The organism is Streptomyces sp. MMCC 100 (genome assembly GCF_041538145.2).
Taxonomy (GTDB): domain Bacteria; phylum Actinomycetota; class Actinomycetes; order Streptomycetales; family Streptomycetaceae; genus Streptomyces.
In genome coordinates this window covers 4,223,842-4,239,755 of the sequence record NZ_JBGORK020000001.1, presented here as the reverse complement: position 1 = coordinate 4,239,755, position 15,914 = coordinate 4,223,842, and the positions used below count along the sequence as shown (strand labels likewise).

General features: G+C 72.1%; 15 protein-coding genes. 7 read left to right on the top strand and 8 right to left on the bottom strand.

What is annotated here, in order from left to right; genetic code table 11:
• Nucleotides 1–12: 12 nt before the first annotated feature.
• The gene (locus tag ABS735_RS19750) at nt 13–459 is read right to left on the bottom strand and encodes a hypothetical protein (RefSeq protein WP_373903090.1); all 447 of its coding nucleotides are present in this window, start codon (nt 457–459) and stop codon (nt 13–15) included.
• 151 nt (nt 460–610) lie between these two features.
• On the opposite strand from ABS735_RS19750, the gene nsrR reads away from it, so the two are divergent.
• Together nsrR and ABS735_RS19740 are read left to right on the top strand one after the other, a co-directional pair.
• Nucleotides 611–1,057: a nitric oxide-sensing transcriptional repressor NsrR gene (gene nsrR / locus ABS735_RS19745; RefSeq protein WP_373903091.1), complete on the top strand. Its 447-nt coding sequence runs from the start codon at nt 611–613 to the stop codon at nt 1,055–1,057.
• Between the two features lie 73 nt (nt 1,058–1,130).
• Nucleotides 1,131–2,327: a globin domain-containing protein gene (locus ABS735_RS19740; protein WP_373903092.1), complete on the top strand. Its 1,197-nt coding sequence runs from the start codon at nt 1,131–1,133 to the stop codon at nt 2,325–2,327.
• Nucleotides 2,328–2,400: 73 nt separating this feature from the next.
• On the opposite strand, the gene ABS735_RS19735 is transcribed toward ABS735_RS19740, so the two are convergent.
• Nucleotides 2,401–2,751 carry a hypothetical protein gene (locus ABS735_RS19735; RefSeq protein WP_373903093.1) on the bottom strand — a complete coding sequence of 117 codons (351 nt, stop codon included), beginning with the start codon at nt 2,749–2,751 and terminating at the stop codon, nt 2,401–2,403.
• Nucleotides 2,752–2,927: 176 nt separating this feature from the next.
• Between ABS735_RS19735 and ABS735_RS19730 the strand changes: the two genes are divergently transcribed.
• The gene (locus ABS735_RS19730; RefSeq protein WP_373903094.1) at nt 2,928–3,620 is read left to right on the top strand and encodes an adenosylcobinamide amidohydrolase; all 693 of its coding nucleotides are present in this window, start codon (nt 2,928–2,930) and stop codon (nt 3,618–3,620) included.
• Nucleotides 3,621–3,693: 73 nt separating this feature from the next.
• Here ABS735_RS19730 and snpA read toward each other — a convergent pair whose 3' ends face one another.
• Entirely contained in the window at nt 3,694–4,383 is a 690-nt protein-coding gene (gene snpA / locus ABS735_RS19725) for a snapalysin (RefSeq protein ID WP_373903095.1), read from the bottom strand.
• Nucleotides 4,384–4,598: 215 nt separating this feature from the next.
• Here snpA and ABS735_RS19720 point away from each other — a divergent pair, with 215 nt between their 5' ends.
• Both ABS735_RS19720 and ABS735_RS19715 read left to right on the top strand, forming a co-directional pair.
• A complete protein-coding gene (locus ABS735_RS19720) occupies nt 4,599–5,585 on the top strand; it encodes a LysR family transcriptional regulator (protein ID WP_373903096.1) in 987 nt (328 codons plus the stop codon).
• 108 nt (nt 5,586–5,693) lie between these two features.
• Nucleotides 5,694–6,461 carry a PepSY domain-containing protein gene (locus ABS735_RS19715; protein ID WP_373903097.1) on the top strand — a complete coding sequence of 256 codons (768 nt, stop codon included), beginning with the start codon at nt 5,694–5,696 and terminating at the stop codon, nt 6,459–6,461.
• A gap of 85 nt (nt 6,462–6,546) precedes the next feature.
• Here ABS735_RS19715 and ABS735_RS19710 read toward each other — a convergent pair whose 3' ends face one another.
• The 3 genes from ABS735_RS19710 to mdlC all read right to left on the bottom strand — a co-directional run bounded on the left by ABS735_RS19710 (nt 6,547) and on the right by mdlC (nt 11,000).
• Nucleotides 6,547–7,818 carry an MFS transporter gene (locus ABS735_RS19710; protein WP_373903098.1) on the bottom strand — a complete coding sequence of 424 codons (1,272 nt, stop codon included), beginning with the start codon at nt 7,816–7,818 and terminating at the stop codon, nt 6,547–6,549.
• Nucleotides 7,819–7,908: 90 nt separating this feature from the next.
• Nucleotides 7,909–9,363, bottom strand: coding sequence for a benzaldehyde dehydrogenase (locus tag ABS735_RS19705; RefSeq protein WP_373903099.1), 1,455 nt, complete (start codon nt 9,361–9,363; stop codon nt 7,909–7,911).
• Between the two features lie 56 nt (nt 9,364–9,419).
• Nucleotides 9,420–11,000 (bottom strand): benzoylformate decarboxylase, encoded by a 1,581-nt coding sequence (gene mdlC / locus ABS735_RS19700; RefSeq protein ID WP_373903100.1) that lies wholly within the window; start codon nt 10,998–11,000, stop codon nt 9,420–9,422.
• A 94-nt stretch (nt 11,001–11,094) separates the two neighbouring features.
• On the opposite strand from mdlC, the gene ABS735_RS19695 reads away from it, so the two are divergent.
• Nucleotides 11,095–12,033: a LysR family transcriptional regulator gene (locus ABS735_RS19695; RefSeq protein WP_373903101.1), complete on the top strand. Its 939-nt coding sequence runs from the start codon at nt 11,095–11,097 to the stop codon at nt 12,031–12,033.
• Nucleotides 12,034–12,277: 244 nt separating this feature from the next.
• On the opposite strand, the gene ABS735_RS19690 is transcribed toward ABS735_RS19695, so the two are convergent.
• On the bottom strand, nt 12,278–13,249 hold the full coding sequence (locus ABS735_RS19690) for a sugar ABC transporter substrate-binding protein (protein WP_373903102.1): 972 nt from the start codon (nt 13,247–13,249) through the stop codon (nt 12,278–12,280).
• 61 nt (nt 13,250–13,310) lie between these two features.
• A complete protein-coding gene (locus tag ABS735_RS19685; RefSeq protein WP_373903103.1) occupies nt 13,311–14,450 on the bottom strand; it encodes an FAD-dependent monooxygenase in 1,140 nt (379 codons plus the stop codon).
• 362 nt (nt 14,451–14,812) lie between these two features.
• On the opposite strand from ABS735_RS19685, the gene ABS735_RS19680 reads away from it, so the two are divergent.
• Nucleotides 14,813–15,877 carry an Lrp/AsnC family transcriptional regulator gene (locus ABS735_RS19680; RefSeq protein WP_373903104.1) on the top strand — a complete coding sequence of 355 codons (1,065 nt, stop codon included), beginning with the start codon at nt 14,813–14,815 and terminating at the stop codon, nt 15,875–15,877.
• Nucleotides 15,878–15,914: the final 37 nt, after the last annotated feature.

Genomic DNA, 15,914 nt, shown 5'->3' with positions numbered 1-15,914 from the left:
GCCCGCCGCCGATCAGGTGCCGTCGCCGCCGTCGAGCGGCCTTCTGAGCCGGTCGGCGGCCTCCGGCGGCTGGATGCGCATGCCGGGACGCCGGCGGTGCACGGTCAGGTACGTCACCCCGTCCGGCCCGGCGAGCACGGCCCGGGTCGAGCCGTGCGGCAGCCAGGTCAGGGCGCCCGCGCGCAAGGGGTGCTCGCCGTCGGCGGAGTCGAGGCGGGCCCCACCGTCGAGGACGAGGAGCAGGACGTCGAGGTCGGGCTCGGTGTGCGCGTCCACCCGGCCCCCGGCGGGGAGGCGGACGACGTTGGCGTCGAGCTGCCGTCCGGGTTCCGCCAGCTTCCACAGGGCGCCGGCCGGTGCGTCGCCGCCCAGGGACAAGAGCTCCGCCGTGTCGCACAGCAACCGGGGGAGGGGGGAGTCCGCCGCCGTACCGGAGGAGCCGCTGTCTTCCACTGCCATCAGGTGCCGCCGATCCGTGTGCCCAACCGTGCCTGATACGCCGCCCTCTTGAGCGGTGTGCTCCGGGTGCGGCCGCTCCAGTGACGCACTGCACAGGGCCCGTACCCCGGGTAAAGGCGAATCTAGCATGCGTATTTGGTAGCTTCCTGGTGTGCGGCTGACGAAGTTCACCGACCTGGCGCTGCGTTCCGTCATGCGCCTGGCGGTCGTGAGAGACGGTGACGAACCGATGGCCACCCGAGAGGTGGCCGAGGTTGTCGGTGTGCCGTACACGCACGCGGCGAAGGCCATCACCCGCCTGCAGCACCTGGGCGTGGTGGAGGCACGGCGCGGTCGCGGCGGCGGGCTGACGCTGACCGGCCTGGGGCGGCACGCCTCGGTGGGCTGGCTGGTGCGGGAGCTCGAGGGCGATGCCGAGGTGGTCGACTGCGACGGTGACAGTCCGTGCCCCCTGCGCGGGGCCTGCCGGCTGCGCGGCGCCCTGCGTGACGCCCAGGAGGCGTTCTACGCCGCGCTCGACCCCCTGACCGTCACCGACCTGGTGGCCTCGCCGACCGGCCCGGTTCTGATCGGCCTGACGGAGCGCCCCTCGGGATGAACGGGCGGTGGTCCGCAAGACCGCCGAGCTGTGCCCCAAAACACGAATATCATCTACCAATTAAGGAGTCGCTGTGCTCTCCGAACAGTCCGTTCCCGTGGTCCGAGCCACTCTTCCCGCCGTGGGGGCGGCCATCGGTGACATCGCCGACGTGTTCTACCGCAAGCTCTTCGACGCCCACCCCGAACTGCTGCGGGACCTGTTCAACCGCGGGAACCAGGCCAACGGCGAGCAGCAGCGGGCCCTGGCGGGCTCCATCGCCGCGTTCGCCGGCATGCTGCTGGAGAACCCGGACGAGCGCGCCGACGTGATGCTCTCGCGCATCTCGCACAAGCACGCCTCGCTCGGCATCACCCCCGACCAGTACACGGTCGTCCACGAGAACATCATGGCCGCCATCGTCGACGTGCTCGGCGACGCCGTCACCCCCGAGGTCGCCCGCGCCTGGGACGAGGTCTACTGGCTGATGGCCAACGCGCTCATAGCCCTCGAGGCCCGGCTCTACGCGGAGACGGGCGTCGAGGCCGGAGACGTCTGGCGGTCCATGGAGATCGCCGACCGGGTGGAGGAGAGCGCCGACGCGGTCTCCCTCGTACTGCGGCCGGCCGACGACCGCGCCCCGGCCCCGTTCCGTCCGGGCCAGTACATCAGCGTCCAGGTCGAACTGCCCGACGGCGCCCGGCAGATCCGCCAGTACAGCCTGTCCGCCGCGCCCGGCCGGCCCGACTGGCGGATCACCGTCAAGCGTGTCCAGGGCGACGGGCAGCCCGACGGCGAGGTCTCCTCCTGGCTGCACGCGAACGCCCGCAAGGGTGACGTGCTGACCACGTCCGCGCCGTTCGGCGACCTGGGCCTGGCGGAGCACGACGGCCCGCTGCTGCTGGCGTCCGCCGGCATCGGCGTCACCCCCATGCTGGCGATGCTCGACCACCTGGCCACCGCGGGCGCCACCCGTCCGGTGACCGTCGTGCACGCCGACCGCACTCCCGACCACCACGCCCACCGGCAGGAGCAGTTCGAACTCGTACGCGCGCTGCCCGACGCCCGGCTCCACCTGTGGTACGAGGAGCCCGGCGACCAGGCACCGGAGGCGTCCACCGGCCGCGCCGACCTCACCGGCATCGACCTGCCCGAGGGTCTCACGGTCTACCTGTGCGGCCCGGTGCCCTTCATGCGCGCGGTCCGCGGCGACCTGCTGAGCCGCGGGGTGCCCGCCGAGGCCATCCACTACGAGGTCTTCGGCCCCGACCTCTGGCTCGGACAGCAGTGACCAGTGGTGACGGAACGGCGGCCGGGCGCCCGGACCGGGGCACCCGGCCGCCGCGGAACTCCCGTACGGGGCGTTAGGCCGCCGCGGTGAACGCGGTGCTGATCGCGGTGTCGACGCGGGCGTGCACCACCAGGCGCGGACCCGAGCTGTCGGCGTTGTTCTCCAGCAGCCGCCGGACCGGCGCGCTGTGGGTCACGACCGACATCAGGACGTCGAGCCGCCCGCACCACTGATGTGCCCGGAGCACCGCGCTGACCGCGGCATGGCCGGCGGCCCGCTCGGTCAGGACGATGACGACCGGGCTCGGCTGATGGGCGTCGACCAGGTTGGTGATGTGTGTGGTCAGTGTGGCCCGCCCGTCGATCCCCGGGTCCTGGTCCACCGTGATGACCAGGACCCCATGCTCCAGGGTGTGGGACAGCATCGCGGCCTCCGATCCGTCGCCTGGTGGCGAAGTTGTGTTCAGTGAAGGTGCCCGAACCCGGGTCCGCAATGCGCCCCGCGACCGACCGGGTGGCCGGCCGCCGTGTCACCGGCGCTGAGTACGATCGTCCGGTCCGCCTCCGACCTCCGCCGATCGCCGCTGGGAGCCCCCGACCCGTGCCCGCCCTCCTGCCTCCGCCCCGCAGCGGGGCCGCCCGCCTGATGGACCCGGAACACCTCACACGGGTGGAGGACGGCGAACGGCTGCACGCCCTGCTATGGCGCCCGGGGCCGGGCTGGCGGATGGTCAGCAGCGCCGTGCTGGGCGGCGGGCTCGCCGAGCGCGCGTGGGTGCTCAACGCCCAGGTCGCCCACGGCTACCGGCGCACCGACCCCGCACGGCACCTCGCCGGCCTGGCCCGTGCCGCCGGCGCCCGCGGGCCCGGCGTGGGCCTGATGACGGCCGCCGACGTGTCCGCCCACGGCCGTGCGCGGGACGGCGGGGCGGAGGCCGTGGCGACCGCCGGCGTCTCGGTGCGCGGCTGGGCGGCCGGGCCCGAGGAGGGCGCCGCCGGAGTCGCGCCGCCCGGAACGATCAACATCGTGGCCGCGCTGCCCGTCGCGCTGAGCGACGCCGCCCTCGTCAACGCGGTGATGACGGCGACCGAGGCCAAGGTCCAGGCACTGCTGGACGCCGGTCTCGACTGCTCCGGCACCCCGACCGACGCGGTGTGCGTCGCCGCCAGGACTCCGGGCGACGGCGCCGAGGTGCACGCCTTCGCGGGCCCCCGCTCCGAGTGGGGCGCCCGGCTCGCCCGCGCCGTCCACCGGGCCGTACGCGCGGCGCTTCCCGCCGCCGCGCACCCCTGACCGGAACGGGCGTGGGCACACGTGCGTGTGGGCGGCCCGGCCGGGCCGCCCACACGGATGTCCGTCGCCGACGTCAGCGCTGGGAGGTCTTCTCCAGCGCCTTGTCCAGGGCGGCCTGGAAGCCGTAGGCCCACAGCTGGTTCACCCGGCTGCGCTCGTTGGAGTTGGGGTAGGGGTTGGTGCAGGACGGGCCGGGGCCGCCGCCCGACATCAGCTCGCTGCACGGCCCGGAGTAGTGGTCGGGCAGGCCGAGCACGTGCCCGGTCTCGTGGGCGGTCACCCGGGTCGAGTCGTACTGCTGGTTCTGCTGGTAGTCGAGGAAGATGTAGCCGCTGCCGTGCCCGTCCGTGGAGGCGTACGAGCCGCGCGAGTCGTTGCCCTCGTAGTACGCGAAGTCCGCGCCGGAACTCGACTCCGCGAGCCGCACGTTGGACACCGAGCTGTTCCAGATCTGGGCGGAGCGGGATATCTGCGAACGGAAGCTCGGCGCGTTGGTGGCGCTGTAGTAGACGGTGACGGCCGCGGCGGCCGACGGCGACGGGTTGGCGGCGCGCTTCTTGGCGACGGACTTGACGACCGCCTCGAAGAACGCACGGTTGGCGGCCGCGTCCTCGCCCGAGCCGGCCGAGGGCAGGTAGCCGACCTGGGCCGCCCGGACCGGCTCCTGGGGCGCCGCGGCCGTCGCGGCGGGACCGGTGCCGAGGACGGCGGCCGTCAGGCCGAGACCGACCGCGGTGGACAGCAGGGGCAGGCTGATACGCATCGATGACTCCTTGAGTGGGGGAGTGGGGAGAAGTCGTCACCGGTGAGTGTGGAGCGCCCATGAGCCCGCTGTGATGATGGCAACAGGTGATAGGACGGGGCTATCACCCGCCGTCCGGTCACTCGTTGCGGCTTTGACCAGAGTGCAGAACTCGCCCTGATCCGCCGCCTTTTGTTCACCTGGCGCAACCAACTGTTCCGCCTTACGCTCCCTGCATGGAGCTCGAGGTGAGGCACCTACGCGCACTGTGCGCCATCGCCGACGCCGGCAGCCTGCACCGGGCGGCACGCCAACTGGGCGTCGCCCAGCCCACGTTGAGCACCCAGTTGGTTCGCATCGAACAGGCCCTGGGCGGCCCCCTGTTCGTCCGGGAACGCACCGGCTGCCGCCCCACCCCGCTCGGCCGCACCGTGCTCGGCCGGGCCCGTCCGCTGCTCGCCGACATGAGCACCCTGGTCCGCGAGGCCCGCGCCGCCGCGGCCGCCGGTGACAGCAGGCTGCGGGTCGGCTCCACGGCCAGCCGCGCCCTGGCCGGCTGGCTGCGCCGGCTCAGACGGCCGGGCCTGGAGCCCACCCTGCAGATGGACGTCTCCGCCAACGCGCTGCTGCGCCGGGTCACCGACGGCCAGCTCGACGTGGCCTTCGTGCACGAGGTCGAGGGCAGTGCCCTGCACATCCCCGAGGGCCTGCGGGTGCGCGTCCTGGTCGAGCGCGAACCGCAGTTCGTCATGCTGCCCGCCGACCACCCCGCGGCCGTCCGGCCCGTCGTCCGGCTCGCCGATCTCGCCGAGGACCGGTGGATGGTCGACCCCACCGTCGACGGCGAATGGGACGGCGTGCACCGCATGCTGCGCGCCGTCGGCCTCAACCCCCGTGTGCAGCACGGCGACTACCACACCGCCGCCTCCCTCGTCGCCACCGGCGAGGTCGTCACCGTCTGCCAGCCCAGCTCCCAGTCCCGCCCCGACATGGCGGTACGGCGTCTGTACGGCGACCCCCTCGGTGTGCGTCTGCTGCTGGCCGCCCGTACCCGGGCCGAGCTGGACGCCGTCTTCCCCGCCCTGGAGGACGCGTACTGGGAGGTGGCCCGCCAGTCCACCGCGTACCGGGAGTGGCTGGAAGGGGGCGGGATCCGGACGCTGCCCCGATGCCCGGTGGCCGCCACGGGCACCGGCCGGGTGGAGTTCGTGCGGGCCCGCTGAAGCCTCCGCCGGCCCCGCTGCCCACCGGGCCGCCTCACCCCCGGCCAATGGGGTGATTTTCATACCGGCCCGGTGTGTCTGCGTGACGGAACGGTTACGGACAGCACCATGAGCTCTGCACGACGACTTCCCCCCTTGCGTTCGCTGGCCGTGGTGGGTGCCCTGGGCGCCTCCGCCCTGCTGCTGACGGCCTGCACCAACGCCGATACGAACCGTTCCAGCGTCGCGGAGGCGGCCCAGACCGAGTCCGCCTCCCCGACCGCCACCGATACCCAGTCCGAGTCCCCCTCCGGCTCTCCGTCGGCCTCGATGAACGAGGACCAGACCGAGCGCAAGGAGCTCGTCTCAGCGACGAAGGTCACCTGGGACAAGGCGGCCGACACCGCCGTCAAGGAGGTCCCCGAGGGCAAGCTCGTGGACCTCGAACTCAAGCGCACGGAGGGCGACGCCACCGCGTCGCCGACGGGCTCGGCGACCGGCTCGGCCAGCCCCAGCATGCCCAACCCCGCCCCCAGTGAAGGCGCCCCGGAGTGGGAGGCCGAGGTCGCCCAGTCCGACGGCACCCTGCACCGGATCGACATCGACGCGGTGAGCGGCAAGGTCTTCCGCTCCCAGGTCGACCCGGACCAGGACGCCGACGACAAGACCCAGGTGACCGACTGGCTGGACAAGGCCAAGCAGACGCCGGAGCAGGCGGTCAAGGCGGCCACCGAAAAGGCCAAGGGCACCGTCACCCACGTCGAACTCGGCGACACCGACGACCAGCAGGTGGTCTGGGGCGTCGACGTGGTCGACAAGGGCAACTGGAACAAGACCTCCGTCGACGTCGACGCGGCCAACGGCAAGGTGCTGAGCCAGAAGGTCGACAAGGACTGAGACACAACCCCCGCACACCCCCAGACACCGACGGGAGCAGCGGGCCGCGCGGCCCACTGCTCCCGTTCCTCATGCCGTCAGGACGTCACCCGGCCGGTGCGGCGGGTGCCGCGGGCACCGCGGCCTCGGTCGGCTCGCTCCCACCGCCGCGCGGCAGCGTCAGTACGGCCAGGAAGCCGAGGACCGCCACCGCAGCGAAGAAGTAGAAGCCCCACGGGTGACCGACACCCGAGGCGACCAGCGCGCCGGTGATCGACGGGCCGACGATCGAGCCGATCCGGCCGATCCCGGACGCCGAGCCCAGCGCGGTGCTCCGCACGGACGCCGGGTAGAAGTGCGTCACGTAGGCGTAGACGAGCACCATGGCCGAGAAGACGAACACGCCGGTGAAGAAGACCACGACGTTGAGCAGCAGGTCGCTCTCCATCTTGATGCTCAGGCACGCCAGCATGGCCACCGAGACCGCGAACCAGACCATGGTGGTGCCCTTGATGCCCCGCCGGTCGGCGACGAACCCGCCGAGGACCAGACCGACGACGCCGCCGACGTTGAGCACGAGGAGCTGGGTCACGGCCGTCGGCACGGGGTAGCCGGCGTCGTTCATCAGCTTCGGCAGCCAGGTGTTGAGGCCGTAGACCAGCAGCAGGCCCATGAACGACGCGACCCAGATGCCGATGCCCGCACGCAGGTACGCCGGCTTGAGCAGCTCGGTGAACGGCACCCGCTGCGCCCCGTCCTGCTTGGCCCGCACGAAGGCCTCCGACTCCGGCAGCTTGAACCACTGGATCGCGGCGATCACGAGACCGACGACGCCGAGCAGGTAGAAGAGGATCTGCCAGTTGTCCGTCACCTGCAGCGCCAGCAGCGAGGTGAGCACCGCACCGGTGTGGTAGCCGGTCATCGTCAGGGTGCTGGCCCGCGCCCGGCGGCTGGCGGGCATGTGCTCGGCCATCATCGTGAGCGAGACCGGCATACAGGCGCCCAGGCCCAGACCGGCGAGGAGGCGCAGCGCGGCGAACATCGCGACGGAGTTCGCCAGCGGCACCACGATGGTGAGGACCGAGAAGAGCACGACCGAGCCGATGAGCAGGCGACGCCGGCCCAGCCGGTCGGCCAGCGGGCCGACGCAGACCGCGCCGATGGCGACGCCGACGAGCGAGAGCGTCGCGATGGTGGTCGCGTCGCCCGCGGTCATGCCGAGATGGTGGGTCTTGAGCAGGGTGGGGATGATGGCGCCGAGGACGACGAGGTCGTAGCCCTCGAGCAGGACGGTGATCCAGCAAAGGATCACCGTCCACGTGCCGCTGACGGCGCGGCCGGTCTGCGCGGGCGCGCCGGACGTGGTGGTGGAAGCCATGACGACTCTCCCCCCGGGGGACGGGTGTGAGTGAGCGGAGCCGGACCGGCCGGGGCGGCCGGGTGGAACCGGTACGGGTGACCGGAGGGATCAGAACGGGTAGTCGGCGATGTCCGGGCGGACCGTGAGCCACTGGGTCTCGGTGAACGCCTCGACGTTGGCCGCGGCACCACCGAAACGGGAGCCGGTGCCCGACGCCTTGACCCCGCCGAAGGGGGCGTTGGGCTCGTCGCTGACGGTCTGCTCGTTGATGTGCACCTTGCCGGAGTCGATCCGGTCGGCGAGCTTCATCGCCGTACCGACGTCGCCGAGGATGCCGACCGACAGCCCGTACTCGCAGTCGTTGACGATCCGCGCGGCCTCCTCCGGAGTGGAGAAGGAGATAACGGGGGCGACCGGGCCGAAGATCTCCTCGCGCCAGGCCGGCATGTCCGTCGTCAGACCGGTCAGCACGGTGGCGCGGTAGCCGGCGCCGTCGATCTCGCCGCCCGCGGCGACCTTCGCGCCCGCCGCGACGCTGTCGGTGACGATGCCGTGCACCCGCTCCAGCTGCCGGCGGTCGATGATCGGACCGAGCGCCACGTCCTCCCGGGCCGGGTCACCGACCGGCAGGGCCTCGGCCTTCGCGGCGAGCGCGGCGGTGTACTCCTCCACCAGCGACTCGTGCACGATGTGCCGGCCCGTCGTCATGCAGATCTGCCCCTGGTGCAGATACGAGCCGAACGCCCCCGCCGAGGCCGCCTTCGCCACGTCCGCGCCGGGCAGCACGACCAGCGCGTTGTTGCCGCCCAGCTCCAGGTGCGCCCGCTTCAGCAGCCGCCCGGCCTGCTCGCCGATCGCCCGCCCGACCGGAGTGGAACCGGTGAACGAGATCACCCGGACCTCGGGCGCCTCCACGACCGCCCGGCCGACCGATCCGTCGCCCGGCAGCAGGTGCAGGACACCGGCCGGAAGCCCGGCCTCCTCGAAGATCCGGGCGATGACGACGCCGCCGCCGACCGCGGTGCGCGGGTCCGGCTTGAGCAGTACGGCGTTGCCGAGCGCCAGCGCGGGTGCCACCGAACGCAGGCCGAGGATGAGCGGGAAGTTGAAGGGCGCGATCACGCTGACGACACCGGCGGGACGGCGCCGGGCGAGCGACCAGCGGGCGTCCTCCGAGGTGAGCACCTCACCCTGCGGATGCGTCGGAAGCCCGGCGCACTCGAAGCACTCGCCGATCGCCAGCCCCGCCTCGAAGTTCGCCTTGGACCGCACCGAGCCGGCCTCGCGCACCAGCCAGTCCTCGATCTCGGCGGCGTGCTCGGTGAACAGCTCACCCGCGCGCCGCAGCACGGCGGCGCGCCGCTGCGGCGAGGTCGCCGCCCACTCGCGCTGGGCCTCGGCGGCCCGGGCGGCGGCGCGGTTCACGTCCTCGGCCGTGGCCAGGCCCACCGTGCCGAGCCGGTCGCCGGTGGCGGGCTCGGTCACCGGCTGCTCGGTGGGGGAGTCCTGCCAGCCTTCGCTGTAGAACTTCCCGCCCCAGACGTCGCTGTCCAGGAGTGTCATCGTCTTCCCTCTCGTCGGGATCTTCGGTCGGGATCTTCGGTCGGGTTCGAGTCGGTTCAGGAGGGTGTGGTGAGCGCGGTGTCCACCTGGATCAGACGGGGGTGGTCCGGCGTCTCGGCGAGTGCGGCGCGCAGCTCCGCCGCCCCGCCGACGTGCTGGGCCCGGACGCCGTAGCCCTCCGCGATGCGGGTGAAGTCGAGGCCCGGGATGTCGAGACCGGGCGCGTCCGGCACCCCGAGCAGCCCGCCGAACCAGCGCAGCGCCCCGTACGTGCCGTTGCGCAGCAGGACGACGGTCAGCGGGACGCGGTGCTGCGCGGCCGTCCACAGGGCGGTGATGCCGTAGTTGGCCGATCCGTCCCCGATCACGCCGACGACGGGCCGGCCGGGCTGCGCCATCGCGACGCCCACCGCACCGGGCAGGCCGAAACCGAGTCCGCCGGCCGCCGGGAAGTAGTAGGAGCCCTGGCGGCGCAGATCCATCTGGCGCCACCACGCCGCATTGGTCGACGTCGACTCGACGACGTACGCGGTGTCCTCGGGCATCTCGTCGCGCAGCGCGGCGAAGACCTGCTCGGGGTGGAGCCCCGGTCCCTCGGCGGTGAGCGGCGCCGGCACGGGCCGGTAGGGATCCGCGGGCTTACCGGCGGCGTCGAGGGACTCGAGGAGTACGTCGATGACGGCGCCCGGGTCGGCGACCAGCGCCTCGCCCATCGGCGCCCGCGCGGCGGCGGAGGCGTCCTCGGTCACCTGGATCAGCCGGGTGCCCTCGGGCAGGTACCGGCCGGGCAGGTGCTCGTGGTAACGGAAGACCGGCGCGCCCAGCACGAGCACCAGGTCGTGGCCCTCGAAGGCCTCGGAGACCGGCGCGATCCCGGCGGGCAGCACGCCCCGGAACTGCGGGTGCCGGTTGGGGAACGGCAGCCGGAACTGCGAGGGCGCCGCCCACACGGGCCCGCCGAGCCGCTCGGCCAGCCGCACGGCGTCGTCGAAGCGGTCGGCCGAGTCGATGTCGCCGCCCAGCACGAGCGCGGGGCGCCGGGCCGAGGCGACCTGCTCCACGAGCCACCGGCGCTGCTCGCCGCCGGGCGCCGAGGCCCGCAGCACCTGCCGGTCGAGCACGGCCAGGGCGTTGTCGTCGACCTCGGCCGACCAGTCGTCGTACGGCACGGACAGATACGTCGGCCGGCGCTGGAGCCGCGCCTCGAAGAGGGCCTGGGCGAGCGCGCGCGGCACGTCCCCGGCACACGCCGGTTCCGCCGCCCAGCCGACCAGCGGCTTCATCAGGGCCGGGGCGTCGACGCTGGCCAGGTTCGCCTCGGGGCCGATGGCGGGGCGCACCTGCTGCCCGGCCACCACCACGAGCGGCGTACGGGAGGCGACGGCGTTCGTCAGCGCCCCCATCGCGTTGCCGGAACCGGAGGCGGCGTGCAGGTTGACCAGCACCGGGCGGCCGGTCGCCTGGGCGTACCCGTCGGCCATGCCGACGACGGCGCCCTCGTGCAGGCCGAGGACGTAGCGGAAGCCGTCGGGCAGCTCGGCGAGGAAGGGCAGCTCGTTGGAGCCCGGATTGCCGAAGACGGTGGTGAGCCCCTGGCGCTCCAGGAAATCGTGGGAGACACGACGCACGGATGGCACGGACGTTCCTTTCGAAGTGACGTGGCACACGCTAGGCACCCCGCGACATGGGCACCAATAGATGTTTCGCCACTCCGATATAGAGTTCTTCGATATGGGCACCTTCGATCTCAACCTGGCCCGCGTCTTCGTGCTGCTCTACGAGACCGGCAGCGTCACGGCCACCGCCGAGACGCTCCACGTCACGCAGCCCACCGTCAGCTACAGCCTGGGCAAGCTGCGACGGCACTTCGACGACGAGCTGTTCCGCCGCAACGGACGCGGGCTGACCCCCACCGCCGGCGCCCGGCGGCTGTACCTGCCGCTCCAGCGCGCGCTGGCCGAGATCGACGGGACGGTCCGCCAGGGCGACCTCTTCGACGCCGGGACCATGTCGGGCCGCTTCACCATCGCCCTGTCCGACCTCGGCGAGGCGACCCTTCTGCCGAGGCTCGTGGCCGCCGCGCGCGAGCGGGCACCGGGGGTGTCGTTCACCGTCCGCCCCTTCGACGTGGAGGACGCCGAGGGACAGCTGCGCCGCGGCGACCTCGACGCGTTCGTGGCCACACCGGTGATCACCTCGCACCTGACCGTGCGCATCCCGCTCTTCCGCGAGCGCTACGTCCTGATGGTCGCCGCGGACCACCCGCGGGTGCGGGGCGACGAGGTCACGGCGGAGGACCTGGCGGCGGAGCACCACGCGACGGTGTTCGGACCGAGCGGCCACGTCACGCCCAGGGCCCTGCTGGGCGCACACGGGCTCCTGGAACGGGTGGCCGTGGACGCCACCCGCTTCTCGATGCTGCCCTACCTGCTGGAACAGACCGATCTGGTGGCCATCGTCCCCGAGTACGTCGGCGAGGTCTTCACCGCCTCCCACCGGGTGCGCCTGGTGCGGCTGCCGTTCGAGACCGAGCCCATCGAGATCGCCCTGTACGCACGGCACGAGTCCTCGCGCAGCCCGGCGCAGCGCTGGCTGGTGCAGTTCATGGCCGAGGTGCTGGGCGAGCAGGTGAGCCCGGCCCAACTGCCGCCGACCGCGGCGGTGACGTGACCGTCACCGGCCCTGCCCCCAGCCAGTGGTTCCGGATGACGGCGCGACCGACTCCTTAGGCCCCGAACCGCGCCCGGCCAACGACGCGTTGGACTTCCTGCCCTACTGCAACGGCGTCCACTACGACGTCGACCCGGGCCGCCGTCGCCTGATCCACCGCTCGCCGCCGACGGGGACCCTGCCGACGGCACCCTGCCGACGACCACGGGAGTTGCCCGGCCCGCGCCGGTGACGGCCGACGTCGTCACTCGGGGCAGTACTCCGGAGCCTTGTCCACGTTCTCCTCGGTGATCAGGGTGAGCGGGATCCGAGTGATCCGGTCCGGCTTCTCGCCGCCGGCCGTTTCCCCGTCCTCCCCGCCGAGCAGGGCGACCGTGTTCCTGATCGCCGTCTCACCGATGACCTTCGGGGAGTTGGCGACGGTCGCGGACAAGCGCCCGTCCCGCACGGCGGCGAGCCCCTCCTCCGTACCGTTCTCGGTGACGATCCGCACGTCCTTCGCGCCGGCCGAGTCGAAGGCGTCGCGTGCGGCGAAGGCCATGTCCTCGTTGGCGACGAAGACGTAGTCCAGACCGGGGTGGGCCTGGATCATGTTCTCGGCGACCTCCCGCGCCTTGACCGGGTTGAACATGCCGGGCTGGTTCGCCACCACGGTGGCGTTGTCGGGCAGGGCCCCGGTGAAACCGGAGACCATCAGGTCGGACGAGGCCCCGGGGGAGCCCGCGACCACCCCGACCTCGACCGGTCTGCCCCCGGCGTCCTCGGTGACCCATCCGGCGTCGAGGGCGCCGAGCCGCTTCAGGTCGACGGCGGCGGCACCGAGGATGTCGGACGCGTCCTCGGTGACCAGCGAGGTCAGATAGATGGGCACGCCCGCGGCCTTCGCCTTGGCGATGTCACCCTCGAGCGCGTCGATGTTCACCGTCTGCACGACCAGTGCGTCGACGCCCCGCGAGATCATGTCCTCGATGTTGGCCAGCTCCTTGCCGGCGTCCATCTGCGAGTTGGCCGTGTTGAGCGTGACCTTCCGTGCCTTCGCCTCCCGCTCCACGGCCTTCTGCAGGCAGGTGGCGAACCCACTGGTGTCACCGTTGACGAACCCGATGGTGAGCGAGTCGCGGCCCCCCGATCCGTCGGCGCAGCCACTCAGGGCCACTGCGCCGCCGACGGTCACGGCGACGGCCAGCCGTCTCAGCGTGCACGCGGAAACTGTCATGGTGAACTGCCTTTCACTGGACGAGCTGGACGTGAAGTGGGTCAGGAACCGGCGGTCACCGTCAGACGGGCAGGACCATCGTCTGCAGCACGTGCTGGGTCAGACCCGCGTGGTCGAAGTCCGGGTGCGCGGCCGGGTCCATCTCGTACTCGCCGATCGCCACCGACGACTCCACGACGAGCCGGCAGCGCTCGTAACGGCGTTCGGTGTAGGCGTGGAATGCGTCCGCGTAACTGCCGTGCGAGGAAAGGGACTCGGCGAGGACGACGCCGTCCTCGACGGCCTGGGCCGCGCCCTGACCGAGATGCGGGGTCACCGCGTGCACCGCGTCGCCGATCAGCACGATCCGGCCGCGGTGCCAGGGCGCCGGCGCGATCAGCCACTCCTCCGGCCGGAACACGATCCGCGCGGGGGCGTCGATGTACTTGTCCCGGACCCGCCCGGTCAGCCCGCCGAACGGAGCCAGTCGTTCACGCAGTTCGTCGGCCATCTTGTCCTGGTCCAGCCAACGGCCCTCCTCCCAGGTGGTGTTGTAGAAGAGATAGGCCAGGTCGGGGCCGATCGGCACGAACCCTGCCAGGCCCTCCGGACCGTGCTGGAGGATGATCCGGTCGATCTCCGGCTCCCGGGGGATGTTGAGGCGGAAGGCGGACTGGCCGAGGTAGACCGGCTTCAGGTCCTCGCTCAGCACGTACGGCCGCACCTTCGAGTACACGCCGTCGGCGCCGACGACGAAGTCCACCGTGTTCGAGGTGCCGTCGCTGTAGGCGACCTCCACTCCGTCCGGTCCGTCGGTCAGCGTGGTGAAGGTCTTGCCGTACTCGACGGACACGCCGGTTTCCGTGGCCCTGTCCGTGAGGATCCGGTGCAACCGGGGCCGGGTCAGGCCGTTCATCGGCGGCAGCGCGGAGCCCGGGATCCTGGCGCCGGGCATCTCCCGGATCAGGTTGCCGTCCACGTCGAGCAGCTGCCCCCATGCCGTGGTCGAGTAGCCGGCCGCCAGACACGCCTCGGCGCAGCCGATCGCGTCCAGCGCGCGCAGGGCGTTCACCGGCTGGATGATGCCCACGCCGTACACCGACGAGTGGAGGTCCTCCTGGAGCTCCACGACATTGACGTCGTACCCGATCCCGCGCAGCGCGATGGCGGTGGACAGGCCACCGATTCCGCCGCCGACGACGAGAACACTGCCTCGGTTCATTTCAACCACCTAGCGTCGTTCGTCCGGCCCCGTGCGGAAGTGCCGGGAGCCGATCCGTGGCGAACGTAACGGCCCTTTCGGCAATCGGGAAGCAGTGGGGAACGCACGGTTAACTTGCGTATCCAATGCCTTGCTCATTCCTCCGTAATGCGCTCCCGGTGGATTTCCCTCACTCCGGAATGTTCCTGTGACCTGGTCTTTCTCTCCTGGGGTGACGTCCTTGGAATCGTCGGGCGACGGAAAAGGCGATTTCTTCGCGGTCGGGTGTCGGATTTCCGTCGTGGTGGTGCAGGCGGCTGGTTCCGGGCCTTGGGAAAGGCGCACGGTGAAAACGAGATCATTCGATTACGATGACGATGACAATGACGATGAAGATGACGCTGACGGTCCGGCCGCGCCGTCGCCCTCCGACCAGCCGCCGGCCGTCCTTCGGCCAGCAGGAGAAGCCAGTGGTGCCCCCGCCCTCCACCCTCGACACGCTCGACCTGAAGCTGCTCCAGGCCCTCGAACTCGACGGGCGGGCGCCTTTCAGCCGTATCGCCCAGGTCCTCGACGTCTCCGATCAGACGGTCGCGCGACGCTTCCGGCGGCTGCGCACCACCGCCAACCTGCGGATCACCGGCGTCGTCGACGACAGCCGGCTGGGCCGCTCCACCTGGATCGTCCGGATGGGCTGCGCCCACAAGGCGGCCGGGCGACTGGCCGCCACGCTCGCGGCGCGGCCCGACACCCACTACGTCGACCTGGCCGCCGGCGGCACCGAGGTGATCTGCGCGATCACCCCCCGCAGCAGACCCGAACGCGACGACCTCCTCCTCGAACGACTCCAACGCACCCCCCACGTCACCTCAGTCGACGCCCACTGCGTCCTGCGCCCCTACTACGGCAACTCCCTGCGCTGGCTGCGCAAGATCAGTGCCCTCGCACCGGACGAGGAGAGCGCGCTGCGCACCCCGGCCCCCGCCCCCACCGCGGAACCCGCCGCCCCGGACGGCACCGACCGTGCCGTGCTGGAGGCACTGCGCCGCGACGGCCGCGCCACCCTCACCGAACTCCAGTCGGCCACCGGCCTGTCCGAGACGGCGGTGAAGAAGCGCCTCGAACGGCTGCGCGGCACGGGCGTGCTCCACCTCGCCGTCGAATACGACCACGAACCCCTGGGGCAGGGCGTCGAGGCGCTGATCTGGCTGACCGTCGCACCGCACGCCCTGGCCAAGACGGGGCAGACCGTCGCGGGTCACCCGGCCGTGCGGTTCGCCGCCGCCGTCACCGGACGCGCCAACCTGGCGCTCTCGGTGCTGTGCCGCACCACCGACGAGCTCTACACGTTCCTCAGCGAGACGATCGGGGCCGTGCCCGACGTCCACACCGCGGAGACCGTGCTCACCCTGCGGCGCGTCAAGACCCTGACGACGGAGCATCCTTGAGCACCCGCGCCTGCCGTCGCCCGTGCGGCGGGACGTC